Below are 15523 nucleotides of genomic sequence, written 5' to 3'. Positions count from 1 at the left end.
GACTACTGTCGGCACAACGCGGCCTCGGAGGTTTTGTTAGGGGTTCTAAGAACGCCTGAGAACCTCAGGTGATTCGCTGGGCGGGTCATGATGGATCGCACGATCCCGGATGTTGGGCGACGCTTCCGGGAGACATCCAAAGCGGTGACGTGTCACCGCACTCCAGATTGGCATCGGCGACCAAACGCATCCGGGACATCAACGGACACCCAATAGCGGACAGCTAAAAGTCGCCGACCACTTCGCCGCCGGCTCGCGTACACAGGCTGATGTAGACCCACGAATCGATGTGCTCCGAAAGGAACGTCACAGATCCGTCCGAGAACAGCACCTGAGCGCCGCCGGAATGAAAGCTGTAAGTTTCGCCGACGTTGATGCCGTTGATAAACACCGGGCCGTAGACCGTGACTCCGTCGGAACGCACGCCGCTGACATGGAATCCCGCGTCCGGATCCGCCCAGCCGATTCCGCTTTCGGCAATCAGTCGGCCGCCGTCCTGCACAATGTCGTCATCGGTGTAGTGCATGAACTGAGACGCAGACATCTGTTTTCCCAGCACCCAGGCATCCGGCCGTGCTGCGCATTCGGCGACCATCATCGTGGTCGACAGCCCGTCGGAAATATCAGCGGGTCGATTGGCTTCGTATTCTCCCAATGCACCGCGCCGGGCCGCCTGACCGGGAGCCGCGATGCCGAACACGTCGGTGTAGACTTTCTTTTCCACACGGCTGATGGAGCCGTAGTCGGTCGCCGCGGCGCCGACGACATGGTGCCGGTCATATCGCTCCGTCCCGGTGACTGACGGGCACTGAAACACCGGAAGCGGCACGCTGACAACCGGCCGGTTCTTCAGGCTGCTCCAGGCTTCGTCGAAGTCATAGCGGCTCGACAGCGGCTGCTGGTCCAGGTGAGCCAGACAAAGTGCAGTCCACGACTGGTAGTCTGTGCAGGCGGTCGGATTGTCCTCGACCGGAAGTTCATGCGGTTCGCAGCCCTGTCCCTGGTGGTCAATGGCTCCCAGTTCGCCCGGAGGAAAAGCACCGAACGAGGCCTGGTAGCTGTGCAGGGCGATTCCGATCTGCCGCAGATTGTTGCGGCAATGCAGGCGCCTGGCGGCTTCGCGAGCCTGCTGGACCGCCGGCAACAGCAGCGCCACAAGGATCCCCACGATGCACACGACGGTCAGTAACTCAATCATGGTGAAGCCGCGCCGGCGGCGTTTCCCGAAGTCCATTTCGCCCGTTCCGATGGATCCACTGTAAGATGAAAAGGTCGGCATTTTTTGCCGACACGAAAGCTTTGGTCAATGCCAGATCGAATCCGGAACCCGGACCCGCAGAACAACGCGGCCCGCAACGGTCGCATGACAGGCCCTGGCAGATCGTCACGTCGAATTGATCGCAACCGGGCCCGCGGACGAATGCTGTTCGGTCGCCGGAAGATCCAGTTCGGATTCGTCAGCATCCGACGCCAGCGAAACCTGATTCGACGGCAGGCTGATGGCGACCCGAAATCGCCCGTCGCTGACGTTTGCGGACAGCGTCCCGTCAAGAAAGCGGATGATCCTGTCAGTGAGTGCCAGGCCAAGTCCGGCGTGAGTCCCGGTATCCGACCGTGCCGTATCCGCTCGCCAGAACCGATCAAAGACCCTGGTCACCTGATCGGTCGTCAGACGGCAGCCGGTGTTTGAGATCGCGATTTCGAACCGATCGCCGGTGACCTGCGTGGTGATCCGCACTTCACCGCCGTCATCGACATAGGTCGCGGCATTGTCGAACAGGTTGCTGACAGCGACCTGTAATTTGTCGCGATCGGTGTGAAGAATCGCGCCTTCCCGGCAACACCATTGAACGTCCACATTCCGTTCCCGGGCCTTTGAATCGAACGTCCGCCAGCCGCCGGTCAGAAAGCGGCTTACGTCGAGTGGATCGCAGTCCAGAGTTTCCTGGCCGCTTTCGATTCTGGACAGCGATAACAGCGTCGAAATGATCGTCTCCGTCTCGTCGCTGATCCGCAGACATTTCTCCAGCGATGTGCGATAGCTGGCAGCGTCGCGCTGACGGCTGAGCCCGACTTCCAGAATGGATCGAATTCCGGCCAACGGCGTCCGGAGTTCGTGTGCGATGTCCGCGGTAAACGTCTTCTCACGCAGAAACGCCGCTTCCAGCCGCGCCATCAGCTCATTCAGCCGCGCGACAACAGGCTGCAGTTCCGCCGGCCCGTCGGCAAGGGCAAACCGGTTGTTCAGGCGCTGCTCGTCAACGCCGCTGATCTGGCGCGCAAGAGACTGCAGCGGCCGCAAATGGCGAGTCACCAGCAGGGCCAGAATTCCGAGAATTCCCGCCGCGGCGACACAACCGGAACCGACCAGCAGCCAGGCGAACTCCGCCAGCGACGCTTCCATGTCCAGCGTGTCTCTGGCGACGACCAGCACGACATGCACGCGGCCGGAAAAATCCACGTCGTCCCGATCGTCGTGATCGTCGTCATGCCGTCCCAAATCGTCGGTGTCCGCGGACGCTGACTCCGGCGCGGCCACCACTTCGCCTTCGACGGATGGCAGGAAGCGGATTCCCGCGGCGCGACCCGGACGACCGTCCGGCAGCGTGACTTCCCGAATGGCGGGGACGACCAGGTCTCCTTGCAGAATAATGAGATCGTGCCCGTTCAACTGCCGCGATCGTGCCAGCACCGTGCCGTCTTCGTGCCAGACCTGGTAATACTCCGGCCGGACGCCGCGAGCGAATTCCTGCATCGCGTGTTCGTGGAACTCGATTTCGATCTCGTCCCCGGCCTGTTCGATCAGGGCGGCCAGCGCGCGAGCTCGGGAACCCAGAAGCTGATCGAATTCCGAATAAAGCTGGCGGCGAATCATCGCGTACAGACCGTACTGCGTTGCGCTCAGCACGACGATAATCGTCCCCAGAATTGCCAGCAGCAGCCTGGTTCGCAGCGAAGTGTTCATGGGACCGACTCGAAAGTTCCACCAGCGTCCGTTGTCGTCAGGAATGGCCGAAGCCTGTGCCCCGCCGAAACTGCGGCGGTATGGTATTCCGGAACTTTCGGTCGATGAACCGGCACCGGCCGGCGGGAAGGGATTCCGTTCAACCCGGCATCGCCTCGTCGCCGGCTCGGGTCAAACACGACAGCACCGGAATCCGGCTGCGCGCGTGCCGCTACTCGGCTTTCTGTTCTCCCAGGACATACCCGAAGCCCCGGCGCGTGTGAATCAATGGCTTCCAGTCCGGACGCTCGATCTTCTTTCGCAGATACCGGATGTAGACGTCAATCACGTTGCTGTGGGCGTCCGATTCGAATTCGTAAACGTTTTCCCAGATGTCCGTGCGTGACACAACCTGGCCGGCTCGCATCGCCAGAAACACCAGCAGCGAGTACTCCCGGCGAGTCAGGCTGATGTTGATTCCCGCACGACTGACCTGCTGAGTGGCGGTGTTGATTTCCAGATCTTCAACGCGCAGGACCGGATCGGGCCGGTCGTAGCGCCGGCGAAACAGCACCTGCACTCGCGCCAGAAGTTCCTCGAACGCAAACGGCTTAATCAGGTAATCATCAGCGCCGGCATTGAGCCCCTCCACACGGTCTTCGACAGCGTCACGTGCGGTCAGCAGCAGCACACAGGCTTCCGATCCGGACTGTCGCAGGCTGCGCAGGACTTCCATTCCGGAAACCTCCGGAAGCATCAGGTCCAGCACGATCACGTCGTAGGGATTCTTTGTGGCGTACCAAAGTCCCTCGCGACCGTCCGGGGCCGCGTCGACCGCGAAGCCGGCTTCCGTTAATCCCTGAACGACGGCTTCGCGAACGGGACGATAGTCTTCAACAACCAGAACGCGCATGAAACTCCTGCATCCTGCGGGTCATTCTTCGTCGCCTTCAATTTCGATCCGGCGGCCGGTCGGAGTCAGCAGGATTTCCTGTTCGTCGTTTTCGACTTCGTACGCTGCGATCAGCTTGCGTTCGAATTCCAGAGATTCCCGGCCGTCAAAGTGCCGGCCGCTGATTCGGCGGACGGCTTCCGGAACCGTGTCAGCGGCGACGGCTTCCTGAAGTTCGATCAAAATCCCGTCGGCGGTGACGGCCGCTTCGTGTTCGATGCCGTCAACGGTCCAGGTAGCTTCGAACTGCACTCTGCCGTCGTGTTTTTCTCGCTCCACGGATTCAATGCTGTTGCCGTCGGCGAGCTTTCCAAGCGCCGATCGCACAGCTGCGGGGATCGACTCCAGACTCACCGACTGTTCGTCTTCGTCTTCGTCTTCTTCATCTCCGTCTTCTTCATCGTCGTCGACATCGTCGTCGTGCCGGTTGGAGTCGTCGTCGTTGTCGTCGTCCCCTGACTCCACTCGGATGCCCAGCAGTCGGCCGTCCGCAGTCAGCCGCAGTTCAATCTCCACGCCGTCTTCTTCGATGCCGATCTCATAGATTTCCGTAACCTCGACATCTTCGACGTCCACGTCGCGAAGCGCCTGCCGAATCGATCCGGGCAGCTCACCTTCCGAGATCTCCTGTTCATCGTCTTCCGGAGCCGTCATGACGGCCGCAGCCAGACCGGGAATTGCCAGCAGCAACACCAAAACAGCGAAACGCCTTTGCAGCAACCAGTACATCGCATCCCCCAGTGAACATCCGGACGTGATTCCGATCGGCACTCCGTTCCGTCGCCAGAGCAGTCCATTCCGCTCATCCGCGAAGAGCAAATGGTACCGCTGGAAGATGAGAATTTGATGAGAAGCACGTCTGCCGGTGTCGGGACGACGGTGTTCCGGCACAGAAGTTCTTCGGGAAACACCCTGCAATTCTCACAGACTTCTCATTCAACCGGATCTATTCTGCCTTCCGCGCTTTTGGTGTTGCAGTACTCTGCCGCATCGGACGATGATCTGATATCGCAATGGAAAGGATGCCTTGCATGAGCCCTCTGGATCGCACCACGCTGGTGCTGGCCGGATTTGTTTCCGCCATTCTGATCTACGTTTATCCGCTGTTCCTGCCAACGCCGCTTCTGGAGCCGGATGAGGGGCTGCATGCCACAATTTCCCAGGAAATGCTCGAAAACGGCGAGTGGATCGTACCCCGACTGCGGGGAGAACCGTTTCCGGACAAGCCCATACTGTACTTCTGGGCGCAAATGGCATCGCTGCGAACGTTCGGGATGACGGAGTTCTCTGTGCGGTTTCCGGGGTTGATGTTCGGACTGCTCGCGTCCGCCACAACGGGCCTGTTTGCCAGTCGACTCTACCGTCCGCGCACGGGACTTCTGGCGTTCCTGATGTCGATGACGATGATCATCCCGCTGTCGTTGGCGCAGGCAGCCGCGCACGATGTTGCATTGGTCCCGTGGACGAATCTGGCACTGCTGTGTCTCTTTGAAACGGAACGCTCAGCCCGCCGCAGCGGACAATTTCTGTGGCTGCTTGCCTCCGCCGCTGCCATCTCTCTGGCGATCCTGACGAAGGCGCTGCTGGGTGTTGCGCTGGTCGCGGTCGCGTTTGCACCGTTCCTTTTGCTCAGCCGTCGGTTGACGATCGCCAGTGCTTTCCGGTTTTCCGTCGCAGTCATCGCGGGAATGATTCTGGCAAGTCCCTGGTATTTCGCGATGGAACTGCGCAGCAGCGGGTACCTTTACTACTACTTCGTTGAACGACATCTGCTGGGGTTCGCGACGGCCAGTCAGCCACACGGTCATGAACCGTGGTACTACTATGTGCCGTTCATCGCTCTGGGAGCACTTCCGTGGCTGTGGTACATCGTTCCGCTGCTGCGTGACGAATGGACCGCCGCTCGCAGCACCGAACAGCGGCTCCCGCAGCAGGTCGTGCTTCTGCTGAGCTGGCTGGTCGGAGGACTGCTGTTTCTTTCGGTGGCCGGGTCCAAGCTGGTGACGTATTCCCTGCCGCTGTTTCCCGCCCTCGCCATCCTGAGTGCGGAAGCCTGGCAGCGGTACGTCAGCCGCGGCCTTTCGACGGTGTCCCGCGTCTGGTTCGCACGAATGACACGGTTTCTGGGTGCCTTCGGAATTCTGGTTCCCGTTGCCGCGCTGCTGATCTGTGGGTATCTGACCGATTCCGCGTGGCCGCCGGTAAGCTGGCTGATTGCCGTGGTGCTGTCAGTGGTTTCTGTCGCGGCATGGCGCGCATTCGAGCGTGAAAACGGGGTTCGCTGTGTTTCCATCTGCAGCATCTGGGTCGCAGGGCTTGCCGTCCTGATGATGACCTGGCCGCTTCAGAAGTTCGCCGATGGCTACTCCGAACGCGGCCTGGCGGAATGGATCAACCGCCGGGGCTCGCTGCCGCAGCACCTGATTCTGATCGGTGAAGAACCGTCGTCCGTCGTCTTTTACCTCAACAGGGAACTCCGGAAAGGTCTTCAGCCGGAGCAGTTCAGCAGCATGCCCATCGAACAAATGCCGACGGACGAATCGCTGGCCGAAGGAGTCGTGCTGGCGGTAACGGAACGATCGCTTCGAAATGCAAACCTGCCCGATTTCCGGATCCCCGGAGCAATCCGCAAGTCGGCCGGAGGATTTCTGATCTTCGAAAACGGTGACGGCTTCCTGACTCTGGTCGAAGCCGCATGGAGGGCACGATGATGCCAGTCCAGCACACGCTGTCCGTCGATCCCGATGTATCGATTGTGGTTCCCGCGTTCCGCGAATCTGAGAACATCCGCCCGCTGACAAAGCGCCTGTTCGCCGCGACGAAATCCGGCGGCTGGTCGGCGGAACTGATCATTGTTGACGACAACAGCGACGACGGAACGACGGAAGTCTGCGCGCAACTCGCCGAGACCTATCCGGTGCGATTGATCTCCCGCGCGGACGAACGCGGTCTGGCCACCGCCGTCATCCGCGGCCTGAACGAAGCTCGCGGCGCGCTGCTGGTCGTGATGGATGCCGACCTGTCTCATTCGCCGGAGTCTGTGCCGAAACTGCTGCACGCGCTGAACTCGGGTGACACCGATTTTGTGATCGGCAGCCGCTATACCGACGGCGGCGAAGTCGACGAATCCTGGAGTCTTGCGCGGCGCATCAATTCCCGTGCCGCCACGCTTCTGGCGCGAGGCCTGACGGACGCGAAGGATCCCATGGCCGGCTTCTTTGCCCTTCGCCGCGAAACGCTGGAAAGGTCACGGGGACTGAATCCCTGCGGCTATAAGATCGGCCTGGAACTCATCGTTCGCTGCCGATGCCGGAACGTGGTGGAGGTTCCCATCCGGTTCCAGGATCGGGTGCTGGGAGAAAGCAAGCTCGATTTGAAGCAGCAGGGGCTGTATGTCCGGCATCTGATGCGGTTGTACGCGTTTCGGTTTCCCGATGTGCTGCAGTTCTCGAAGTTCGCCGCTGTCGGCGCAACGGGAATGCTGGTCGACGTGCTGTGCTTCGTTGGCCTGCTGCCTGTCACCGGACTGGCCGCTGCCCGCGCGCTGGCGATCCTGATCGCTATGACGTGGAACTACGAGCTGAATCGGCGACTGACGTTTACGGAATCCGACCATTCCCGATCGGTGGACGGTTACCTTCGCTTCTGTTCAGCGTGTTCGCTGGGAGCGTGCCTGAGCTGGTCGATGTCGCTGGCTCTGGTCTATGCCTTCGAAGCGTTCCGCCGGCAGCCGGCAGGCGCCGCGTTCATCGGTGCGGTCGCGGCCGCGTTCGTCAACTACGCTTTGTGTCGAGTCTGGGTCTTTGGCCGAAGAACAACGCACCCGGCCACCATTCCTCTGACGGATCTGAAAGCCGTCACCGCACGCGAAGCCACTGCCGGCGAACCGCCGACAAGGGAAGCCGCATAGACCCGGAATGTTCGCGATCGTCAACACCGACACCGCGGCTCCGTCACGTCAGAACACGTACTCCGCGCCGGGAACGCCGACTTCCAGATTCTCCCGGCCAAGCGCCTGCAGCTCGCGCGCGATCTCGTCAAAGAACCGCGGCTTCAGATGGCATGCAACCACGCGGACGGACGGCGGCAGTTTTCGAAGTTCCTGCTGAAACTGCTCAGGGCAGAGATGGCCGGACTTGTGAGCCAGCCAGCGGTGAGAATTCGGAAAACTGGCTTCCAGAAACACGGCTCGCAGATTCGGCGCGGCCGCCAGCACTTCCCACACTCGCTGTGTCGGACTGGTGTCGAACACGATGGCCACAGAACAATCCGGTTCCTGCAACAGAAAACCCATCGTGGGAACGATGTGATCCAGCGGCACGGGAGTCACCGTCAGTCCAGGCAATTCGACGGGAACTTCAGCCTGCAGCGTCCGCAGTTTCAGAAACGGTGATTCTTCTTCGGACAGTCGAATGAAGTCAGGCCACAGTCGGTCGTTGAAGACATCGCGACGCAGACATTCCTGCGTGGCCGGGCAGGAGTACACCGTCGGACAGTCCGGTCCCGGCTCGTAAACGTTGTCCAGAAACAGCGGCAGCGAAGCAACATGATCGATATGGCTGTGCGACAGAAACACATGCCGAATCTGCAACTGCCGTTTCATGGGCCACAGCAGGCCGATCGTTCCTGCGTCGACGGCGATCGAATCGTTCACAACGGCCGCAATGCAGAACTGTCGCGTCACGGGTTCACCGACCGTTGACTGCACGAGTTCGATCTTCATCGGACAACCCTGCCGCGAGCCGCACAAGTCTCCGATCCGAACAACGCTACACTCATCTGCAATCGCCGAAAAGGCCCCAAACATCTGCCGTCATGCAGGCACTTCCGCCCGGTTCTTCGTATGTTGCCATCAGCGTCGCCGGAACGCGAGCGGGAATTCGAAACTCAGGCTCCGGGAGATTCCGACCGCCGTGGCAGCTTCGGGACATCAGGAAACCAAACCGGTCTCGTCCGCCGTTCGGAAAATCGCCGCGGCTGGAATGCAGTGCGTTCGGCGGTTCGCGCTGGTCGCCACCGTCTGCCTGACCGGAATCACAGTGCTGACAATATTCGCGAGAGAATTCTGGCTGGCGGATCTGTTCGCGAACCTGCGAGTTCAGTGGGTCATCGGGCTGGCCGTCGCGGCTGTCTGCTCGATGCTGACGCGCCGGTGGAAACTGCTGGCCGTTCAGCTTGCCGCCGCCGCAATTCATGCTCCCTGGCTGGCCCCCGCGTTTCAGACCCCCGCGATTCAGGCGACAACACCTGCCACGACCGAAAGCTTCATCCGAGTCACGACCGCCAACGCCTACGTCGGCAACCGGCGGTATGAGGATATCGAGAAAGAACTGGTGCGATTCAATCCCGACGTCATCGCCGTCGTGGAACTCAGTGTCGGGCTGCGAGACCACCTGGCAGGACGTTTCTCGGAACACTATCCGCACTCGATAACCGAAGCGATGGAAAGCAGCGCTTTCGGCATCGGACTGTACTCGCGCATTCCCTTCGACGAAGCAAGGATCGAATACACCAGCGATCGCCGGCTGCCTGGCGTCGTTGCTCAGGTGACGATCAACCAGCAGCGCGTTCGCATCGTGGCAGCTCATACATTCCCGCCAATGTTCCCAGGAGCGTTTCGGCATCGAAATAAACACCTGCAGATGCTGGCCGCTCGCGTCCGAAAGTTTCGAACCGACGAACCCAATGTGCCCGTGCTGGTGATGGGAGACCTGAATCTCACGCCGTGGTCTCCCGTCTTCTCCGAATTCATCGCCGACGCCGACCTGGTGCCGTCATCGCGCGGACGCCGCCCGTCACCGACATGGTATCGCCTGCCGGCATTTCCATTCGGACTCGTCCTGGACCACATCCTGACGACAGACGATCTGACCTGCACCGAACTTACCGTGGGCAGCGACGCCGGTTCCGATCACCGGTTTGTCACAGCGGAATTTGCCCTGGCTGCGACCGCTGATTGATCGCTTCCCCCGCGCATTGGGTACCACACCTTGCCGTTCAGGCAAGCTGTGCCGCGAAGCGGTCGGAAAGCCATGGAAAACGAGGCTCAAGACATCGGCCGACGGTTCATGCTTTCAGTCCGCACAAGACAGCTTTCCGACGGCAAGCCGCACAACTTGCTGGACGCAGGATGTGCTACCCCGCACTCCCGCGAGCAGCGCGACGTATGTCCGCTTTCATGCTCGGGCGACATGCGGATGGCGGACTCACGTCGCGCCGCTCGCCGTTGCACCGCAGCCTTGCGAACTTAACGGGTCGCGCCGACTCTACGGCGATTTATTCGAACCGGAATTCAGGTCAACGGCCCGCAGTTGATCGGAAGACAGCGGATTGTCAGACAGTCGACGATAGACCATCAGCAGACGATGATCGTCTTTGGCCGTCGCGAAATCGTCGGGCCGGTCGTTGGCACGTCCTCCGCCGGAACAGATCTTCAGCGAGTCGCCGTCGACGCGAATGATCGCGTTCTCAAGCTGACCGCTGCCGTCCGGCGTCTGCGGATCGCCAGTCTCCACGAACTGAAGGAATGTGCGGACGAAATCGATGTCGTGAGCACTGTCCGGTCGGCGGTCCTTGATGGAAAACGTTCCCTTCGCATACGGCTCGCCCGTTCCCTGGCGATACTCGTAGGCGTTTTCGTCAAATGTAATCGTGAAATGCGAGGTGCCCGGCTGGAATGGCCCCAGTTCGCCATCAAACCCCTGCTCAACCGCCAGCCACGTTCCCTGAAGCTGTTGCAGAAGCTCCAATCGCTCTTGAAGACGCGTGCTCGCCGGTTCGGCAGAGGCTGCTGGTGAGGCACGTGAATAAAGTGGATTCGCAGCTCCAGCGGAATCGGTGCCGGGCTCGCTGTCGTCCCACCGCAGATTCGGGTCCAACAGTTCTTCGACTCGCCGATTGATGATCTGTTCACGAATTCTCTCCCGAATGGCGATCGATTGTTCAATGCCGTTCAGTCGGCGAAGAAACTCGGCCAGTTCCGCTCGCTGAAGATTCTGCCGCACGGCAAGAGCCTGTTCGACGGTCGATTGAAGTTCTCGCTTCAACCGATTGCCTTCTGAGGGACTCGGCAGGGGTTCATGGACCTTTCGCGCGAGTTCGCGAGCCTGCTGTTCGAGGTCGTCGTACTGCTTCCGAAGTTGCTCAACCGATTGGTTGTTCCGCATGAGGCCGATATAGAAGCTGAACAACTTCGAGTCTTCGGAATCCACACCGCGAAAGTCGAATCCTTTCAGTGCCTCGTTCATTCCGTCGAATGCCTGAGGAACTGCTTCACCTTCAGCAGGAGTTGCAGCGGGAGGGCGCGGCGGTTCGTCCGTGTCGAGTTTCTGCAGGAGCGATTCGATCTCCTTGATAACGGCGGTGTCGCCTCGGACGATCAGCGAATTTGTCCGATCGTTGACTGTCAGCCGCACCGCAATCGAATCGTGTCCGCCCAGGTTGTCGATGTAGAGTTGCTCAATAATCTTCGCGGCGGCTTCGGCCTGAATGAACTTCAAGTCAAACACTCGGGTGTCGTTTGCAGCTGCTGCGACTGGTCTCATCGGTGGCGCAGTGGCCGCCGGAGGCGCTTGTGCGGCGACTGCGACCGAAGCGACGGGATCGTTATTTGCGGCAACTTTCACATCGATTTGAAAACCGTTCAGCGCTTCGACGGCTTCCGTCAGTTTGCGGACACGTTGCCACGTGATCTCGGCCGGACAGATCAGCGTCACCAGGCTCTCCGTGACGTCTCGACCGGGGACATGGTCGAATGCAAACCGCTGAACGCCGTGTGCCTGCAGTACCTCGATCAGCTTCTGGATCTTTCCCGGCGGCATGTCGTACTTTGGCCGCAGGTTTGCCTGCAGAGCCGTCGGCTGACCGATCGGATCGACGTCACCTCGCCTGGCAACGCCTGCCTTCTCCAGAGCTTCAACCGCCTGACGAATGGTTTCGGACCGATCAATCTCAGGACCGGTCTGAATGATGATGACGTGCGGCTCTGAAGAAGCAACGCGGTTCCGTGAATCCGATTTCTTCGGGGACGTGACGCCATAATCGGCCGGCGGCGAAACGGGAATGGCTTCATCGTCGGACGCCACTGCTACCTGAGCTCTCGATTCCTGTCCTGCCAGCATTGCCAGCACGATTGTGACGCAGCGAAATATGGTCATGGCGTGTGCTCCTGTGTTCGGGGCGTGGATTTCTACAACGATCATGTGTCGGCCCTCCGGGCCTCTTGTACTTTGTCGGACCGCCAACCGGCGGCTGTCGCCGCCGGCTGACGTTGTATCGGGCCTCCGGCCCTGCGTGATGTGTCGAGCCTCCGGGCCTGCGTGAGGCATCGGGCTTCCGGCTTTGCGTGCTGCGTCGAGCCACCGGTCGTGCGTGTTGTGTTGTTACTGTTCAGTCTCACAAGGATGGTCGTTTGTTTTCAGGCCCGGAGGGCCGGTACAACGTCAGCCGGTGGCGCGAGCCACCGGTTCGGGACACCTCATTTCCCTTCAAGGCCCGGAGGGCCGACACATTCTCCGAACGCAGCACCATGAGTACTCATCAGCAACTGCTTTATCACATTGTCTTCAGCACGAAGAACCGCCGACCGTGGCTGACAGACGGATTCCGTGAAGATGTGTTCGCCTACATGGCGGGAACGGCAAAGGAACTCGGAGGATTCGCGATTCGCATCGGCGGATACTACGACCACGTTCATTTGCTCCTTCGCATTCCGGGTCGCATTGCCGTATCGGATTTCATTGGACCGTCGAAAAGCAACACCAGCAAACACATTAACACCTCCAGCGGTGTGCTCCAGAAGTTTGGTTGGCAGGAAGGCTACGGAGCGTTCACCGTCAGTGTCTCACAAAAGGCACGTTTGATCAGCTACATCGACCGTCAAATGGAACACCATGGCAAGCAGTCGTTCGAGGACGAATATCTGACTCTGCTCAAGAAGAACGAAGTCGAGTTTGATCCCCGTTATGTCTGGGATTGATTGTGCCGGCCCTTCGGGCCTCTTGTTCTTTGTCGGACCGCCAACCGGCGGCTGTCGCCGCCGGCTGACGTTGTATCGGGCCTCCGGCCCTGCTACGGCCCGGCAAAAATGCCCGGCCTACCGCCTGAGAAAAATGTCGGGCCTCCGGCCGTGCGAAGCCACTTGTGTTTCTTACCTGGGCCGTTCACCGTCAGGTCCTGCTGTCGGCTCACTTTGTGTCGGGGCACCGGACCTGAATTGTTCGCGAGAGGTATCCCAGAGCTCCTGGGAACGGGTTTCAAATGGAGCCAGGTCGGCATCGAAGGACTGGAGTTCCTCGGACAGGGTGTTCCAGTCCAGGTCGCCAGCGGCGTCGGAGTCGCTGGCTGCCGGTAACTCGGAATTTGGTTCGGTGGCTGGAGCCACCAACCTGTTGCGGGAGTCTATTGCACTGAGTGCGTCCGGAGTTGATCGCGGCTCGGCAGGAGCCTCGCCCTCCCGAAAGCCCGGCCCGTTCTCCCGAAACATCAACAGGCCGATGACAACCGCGGCCGCGCAACCGGCGATGATTGTGCGGCGACGCCGAGGTGAAATCAGAGCGCGTTCCGACGAACGACATTCCTCCGGCAATTGCACCGTTGTCGGCTGCTGCACGTGTGCCAGACATTTCCCGAGAACGCCGGCAACTTCGTCCGCTGACTGAAAACGGTCGTCCGGCGATTTGGCGTGCAGCTTTTGGATGATGCCTTCCAGCCAGGTCGGAATCTGCGAATTCACTTCGCGAATTGGTCGCGGTTGCTCGTCGATTATGCGGCGCAGAATGGCGTAGCTGCTGTCGGCTCGGAACGGCGACCGGCCGGCGCACATGGTGTAGATCACGCTGCCCAGGCTGAACAGGTCGCTGCGTGCATCCACGGCTTCCCCGCGAGCCTGTTCGGGCGACATGTACTGTGGCGTGCCGGGGTGAAAGCCGGAATGAGTCAGGCTGGCGTCATCGGAGGCTCGGGCGAGGCCGAAATCGGTCAGCAGAGTTCGTTCGATGCCGCGTTCCAGCAGAATGTTGGACGGCTTGACGTCGCGATGCACCAGCCCCTGAGCGTGTGCCGCCGCCAGACCGGACGCGGTCTGCATTCCGATACGCAGAATCTCGCACACATCCAGCGGGCCTTCGCGATCGATTCGCTGCTGCAGCGATTCGCCAGCGACGTATTGCATGACCAGAAACGGCGACGCTTCTTCCGTTTCCACGTTGTGAATCGCCACGACGTGTTCGTGAACGATCGCGGCCGCCGCTCGGGCTTCGCGAGCGAACCGTTTGCGAGCCGCACCGCTGCCCGCCAGATACGGTGCCAGAACCTTGACGGCAACCGGACGATTGAGTTCCGTATCGAATGCCTTGAAGACAACGCCCATGCCGCCCGAGCCGATCAGTCGTTCGACATCGTAACGTCCGATGCGACCGAGCATTTCCGGGTGAGACGCCGGCGACAATAGCTGCTGCGCCATCGATTCCGTCCACGCCGCGGGCCGACGGTTCCGCGCGATGAATGATAAACGGCGTCGCCCACGGGAAGGCTGTCTTCGCCTCGGCAATCGGCCAGCATGTGGTGCGCTTCGTCCCAGCTATCGGCGTCGGCGGCAAGTTCTTCCAGCCGCGACTGGCAGGCGAGGCAGTGTTCGACATGCTGAGCTGCCGCGCGCAGTTCGTCGCTGTCATCGTCGGCGCTGAGAAGCTGCCTCAGGCGGTCGTCAGAACAGGTTGTCGTGGGTTGGGTCATGGGGCAAACGAGTCAAGTTTCGAACGGCCGCGGCCCAATGGGCCAGCAATTCGTCCAGCCCAGGGCAACGCCCTGGGAACGATCGACAACAGGCCAAACACCAAACAGGCCCAACGGGCCGGCCATTCGATTGTGGCCGTTTCGTCCGTGTGAAAATCGAACGGTTGGCCCGTTGGGCCGAGTGATTGAATTGGAATCCATTTCTGGGGCGATGCCCCAGGCTGGACGAACGATCGGCCCGTTGGGCCTGAACTCAATCCTCCGTTTCAAATCGAGAAACCAGCTCCTTCAGTCGCGCCATCACTCGGCTTCTGGCGATGTAGACGTTCCCGACGCTCATTCCGAGTTGTTCGGCGGCATTTGCCACGGAGATTCCGTCGATGTGCGTCATTCGAAATGCTTCCCACGTTGTTTCAGAGACCACGCTTCGCACCTGTTCGGCCGCCCGGCGAAACACTTCCCGGCGGTATTCCAGATCAAAGTCGTCCGACAGCGGCCCATTGTTCGCCGCAATGCCGTCGAGCAGCCGCTTAGCGTGTTCGCCGTCGGCGCCGAGCGACCGCGTCGCACGGCGGGTCAGGAAATTGACGGCAACATTTTTTGCAATCCGTGACAGCCATGCTCGAAATGTTCCGCGATCCGTTCGGTCGAGCCAGTCAGAAACCGAACGAGCCACGGCTGTGAAAACTTCCTGAACCAGATCGTCAGCATCGGCGGCCTGCAGACCGAGCCGTCGGGCAATTCGAAAGACAACCGGTCCGTAGATGGACACGAACTCATCCCACGCCGCGACATCCGCCACATCCGGAAGTCGCAGGATCAGACTTGCTCGCGTCTCGGGAGGACTGGGAATCATGGTTCTGTTAGTAGACACAGCGGACGGCGGATTCTTG

General features: G+C 60.5%; 13 protein-coding genes. 5 read left to right on the top strand and 8 right to left on the bottom strand.

From position 1 onward, the window contains the following. Window positions 1-223 precede the first annotated feature (223 nt). The 4 genes from R3C19_14675 to R3C19_14660 form a co-directional block, all read right to left on the bottom strand. Window positions 224-1234, bottom strand: coding sequence for a DUF1559 domain-containing protein (locus R3C19_14675; GenBank protein MEZ6061588.1), 1011 nt, complete (start codon window positions 1232-1234; stop codon window positions 224-226). A gap of 150 nt (window positions 1235-1384) precedes the next feature. Beyond that, a complete protein-coding gene (locus R3C19_14670; GenBank protein MEZ6061587.1) occupies window positions 1385-2965 on the bottom strand; it encodes an ATP-binding protein in 1581 nt (526 codons plus the stop codon). A 211-nt stretch (window positions 2966-3176) separates the two neighbouring features. Beyond that, window positions 3177-3857 (bottom strand): response regulator transcription factor, encoded by a 681-nt coding sequence (locus tag R3C19_14665; GenBank protein MEZ6061586.1) that lies wholly within the window; start codon window positions 3855-3857, stop codon window positions 3177-3179. A gap of 21 nt (window positions 3858-3878) precedes the next feature. Further along, window positions 3879-4625 carry a hypothetical protein gene (locus R3C19_14660; protein MEZ6061585.1) on the bottom strand — a complete coding sequence of 249 codons (747 nt, stop codon included), beginning with the start codon at window positions 4623-4625 and terminating at the stop codon, window positions 3879-3881. Between the two features lie 302 nt (window positions 4626-4927). Here R3C19_14660 and R3C19_14655 point away from each other — a divergent pair, with 302 nt between their 5' ends. Together R3C19_14655 and R3C19_14650 are read left to right on the top strand one after the other, a co-directional pair. Further along, window positions 4928-6607, top strand: a complete 1680-nt coding sequence (locus R3C19_14655) for a glycosyltransferase family 39 protein (protein ID MEZ6061584.1) — start codon at window positions 4928-4930, stop codon at window positions 6605-6607. Next, on the top strand, window positions 6604-7806 hold the full coding sequence (locus tag R3C19_14650) for a glycosyltransferase family 2 protein (GenBank protein ID MEZ6061583.1): 1203 nt from the start codon (window positions 6604-6606) through the stop codon (window positions 7804-7806). Before R3C19_14655 ends, R3C19_14650 begins: the two co-directional genes overlap by 4 nt. Window positions 7807-7854: 48 nt before the next feature. Here the strand turns inward: R3C19_14650 and R3C19_14645 are convergent, their stop codons facing one another. Further along, a complete protein-coding gene (locus tag R3C19_14645) occupies window positions 7855-8619 on the bottom strand; it encodes a 3',5'-cyclic-nucleotide phosphodiesterase (protein ID MEZ6061582.1) in 765 nt (254 codons plus the stop codon). 190 nt (window positions 8620-8809) lie between these two features. Here R3C19_14645 and R3C19_14640 point away from each other — a divergent pair, with 190 nt between their 5' ends. After that, complete coding sequence (locus tag R3C19_14640; protein MEZ6061581.1) at window positions 8810-9856, top strand: endonuclease/exonuclease/phosphatase family protein; 1047 nt, start codon at window positions 8810-8812, stop codon at window positions 9854-9856. Between the two features lie 306 nt (window positions 9857-10162). On the opposite strand, the gene R3C19_14635 is transcribed toward R3C19_14640, so the two are convergent. After that, window positions 10163-12052, bottom strand: a complete 1890-nt coding sequence (locus tag R3C19_14635; GenBank protein ID MEZ6061580.1) for a secretin N-terminal domain-containing protein — start codon at window positions 12050-12052, stop codon at window positions 10163-10165. A gap of 371 nt (window positions 12053-12423) precedes the next feature. Between R3C19_14635 and tnpA the strand changes: the two genes are divergently transcribed. Further along, window positions 12424-12873: an IS200/IS605 family transposase gene (gene tnpA / locus R3C19_14630; GenBank protein ID MEZ6061579.1), complete on the top strand. Its 450-nt coding sequence runs from the start codon at window positions 12424-12426 to the stop codon at window positions 12871-12873. 171 nt (window positions 12874-13044) lie between these two features. Here tnpA and R3C19_14625 read toward each other — a convergent pair whose 3' ends face one another. After that, window positions 13045-14358, bottom strand: coding sequence for a serine/threonine-protein kinase (locus R3C19_14625; protein MEZ6061578.1), 1314 nt, complete (start codon window positions 14356-14358; stop codon window positions 13045-13047). Window positions 14359-14399: 41 nt separating this feature from the next. On the opposite strand from R3C19_14625, the gene R3C19_14620 reads away from it, so the two are divergent. Beyond that, window positions 14400-14783, top strand: a complete 384-nt coding sequence (locus R3C19_14620; GenBank protein MEZ6061577.1) for a hypothetical protein — start codon at window positions 14400-14402, stop codon at window positions 14781-14783. Window positions 14784-14883: 100 nt separating this feature from the next. Here the strand turns inward: R3C19_14620 and R3C19_14615 are convergent, their stop codons facing one another. Further along, complete coding sequence (locus tag R3C19_14615; protein ID MEZ6061576.1) at window positions 14884-15486, bottom strand: sigma-70 family RNA polymerase sigma factor; 603 nt, start codon at window positions 15484-15486, stop codon at window positions 14884-14886. Window positions 15487-15523: the final 37 nt, after the last annotated feature.

This window comes from Planctomycetaceae bacterium (assembly GCA_041398785.1).
Lineage (GTDB): Bacteria > Planctomycetota > Planctomycetia > Planctomycetales > Planctomycetaceae > JAWKUA01.
Note: the sequence above shows the minus strand (reverse complement) of the source record. Positions and strands in the feature narration are given on the sequence as shown.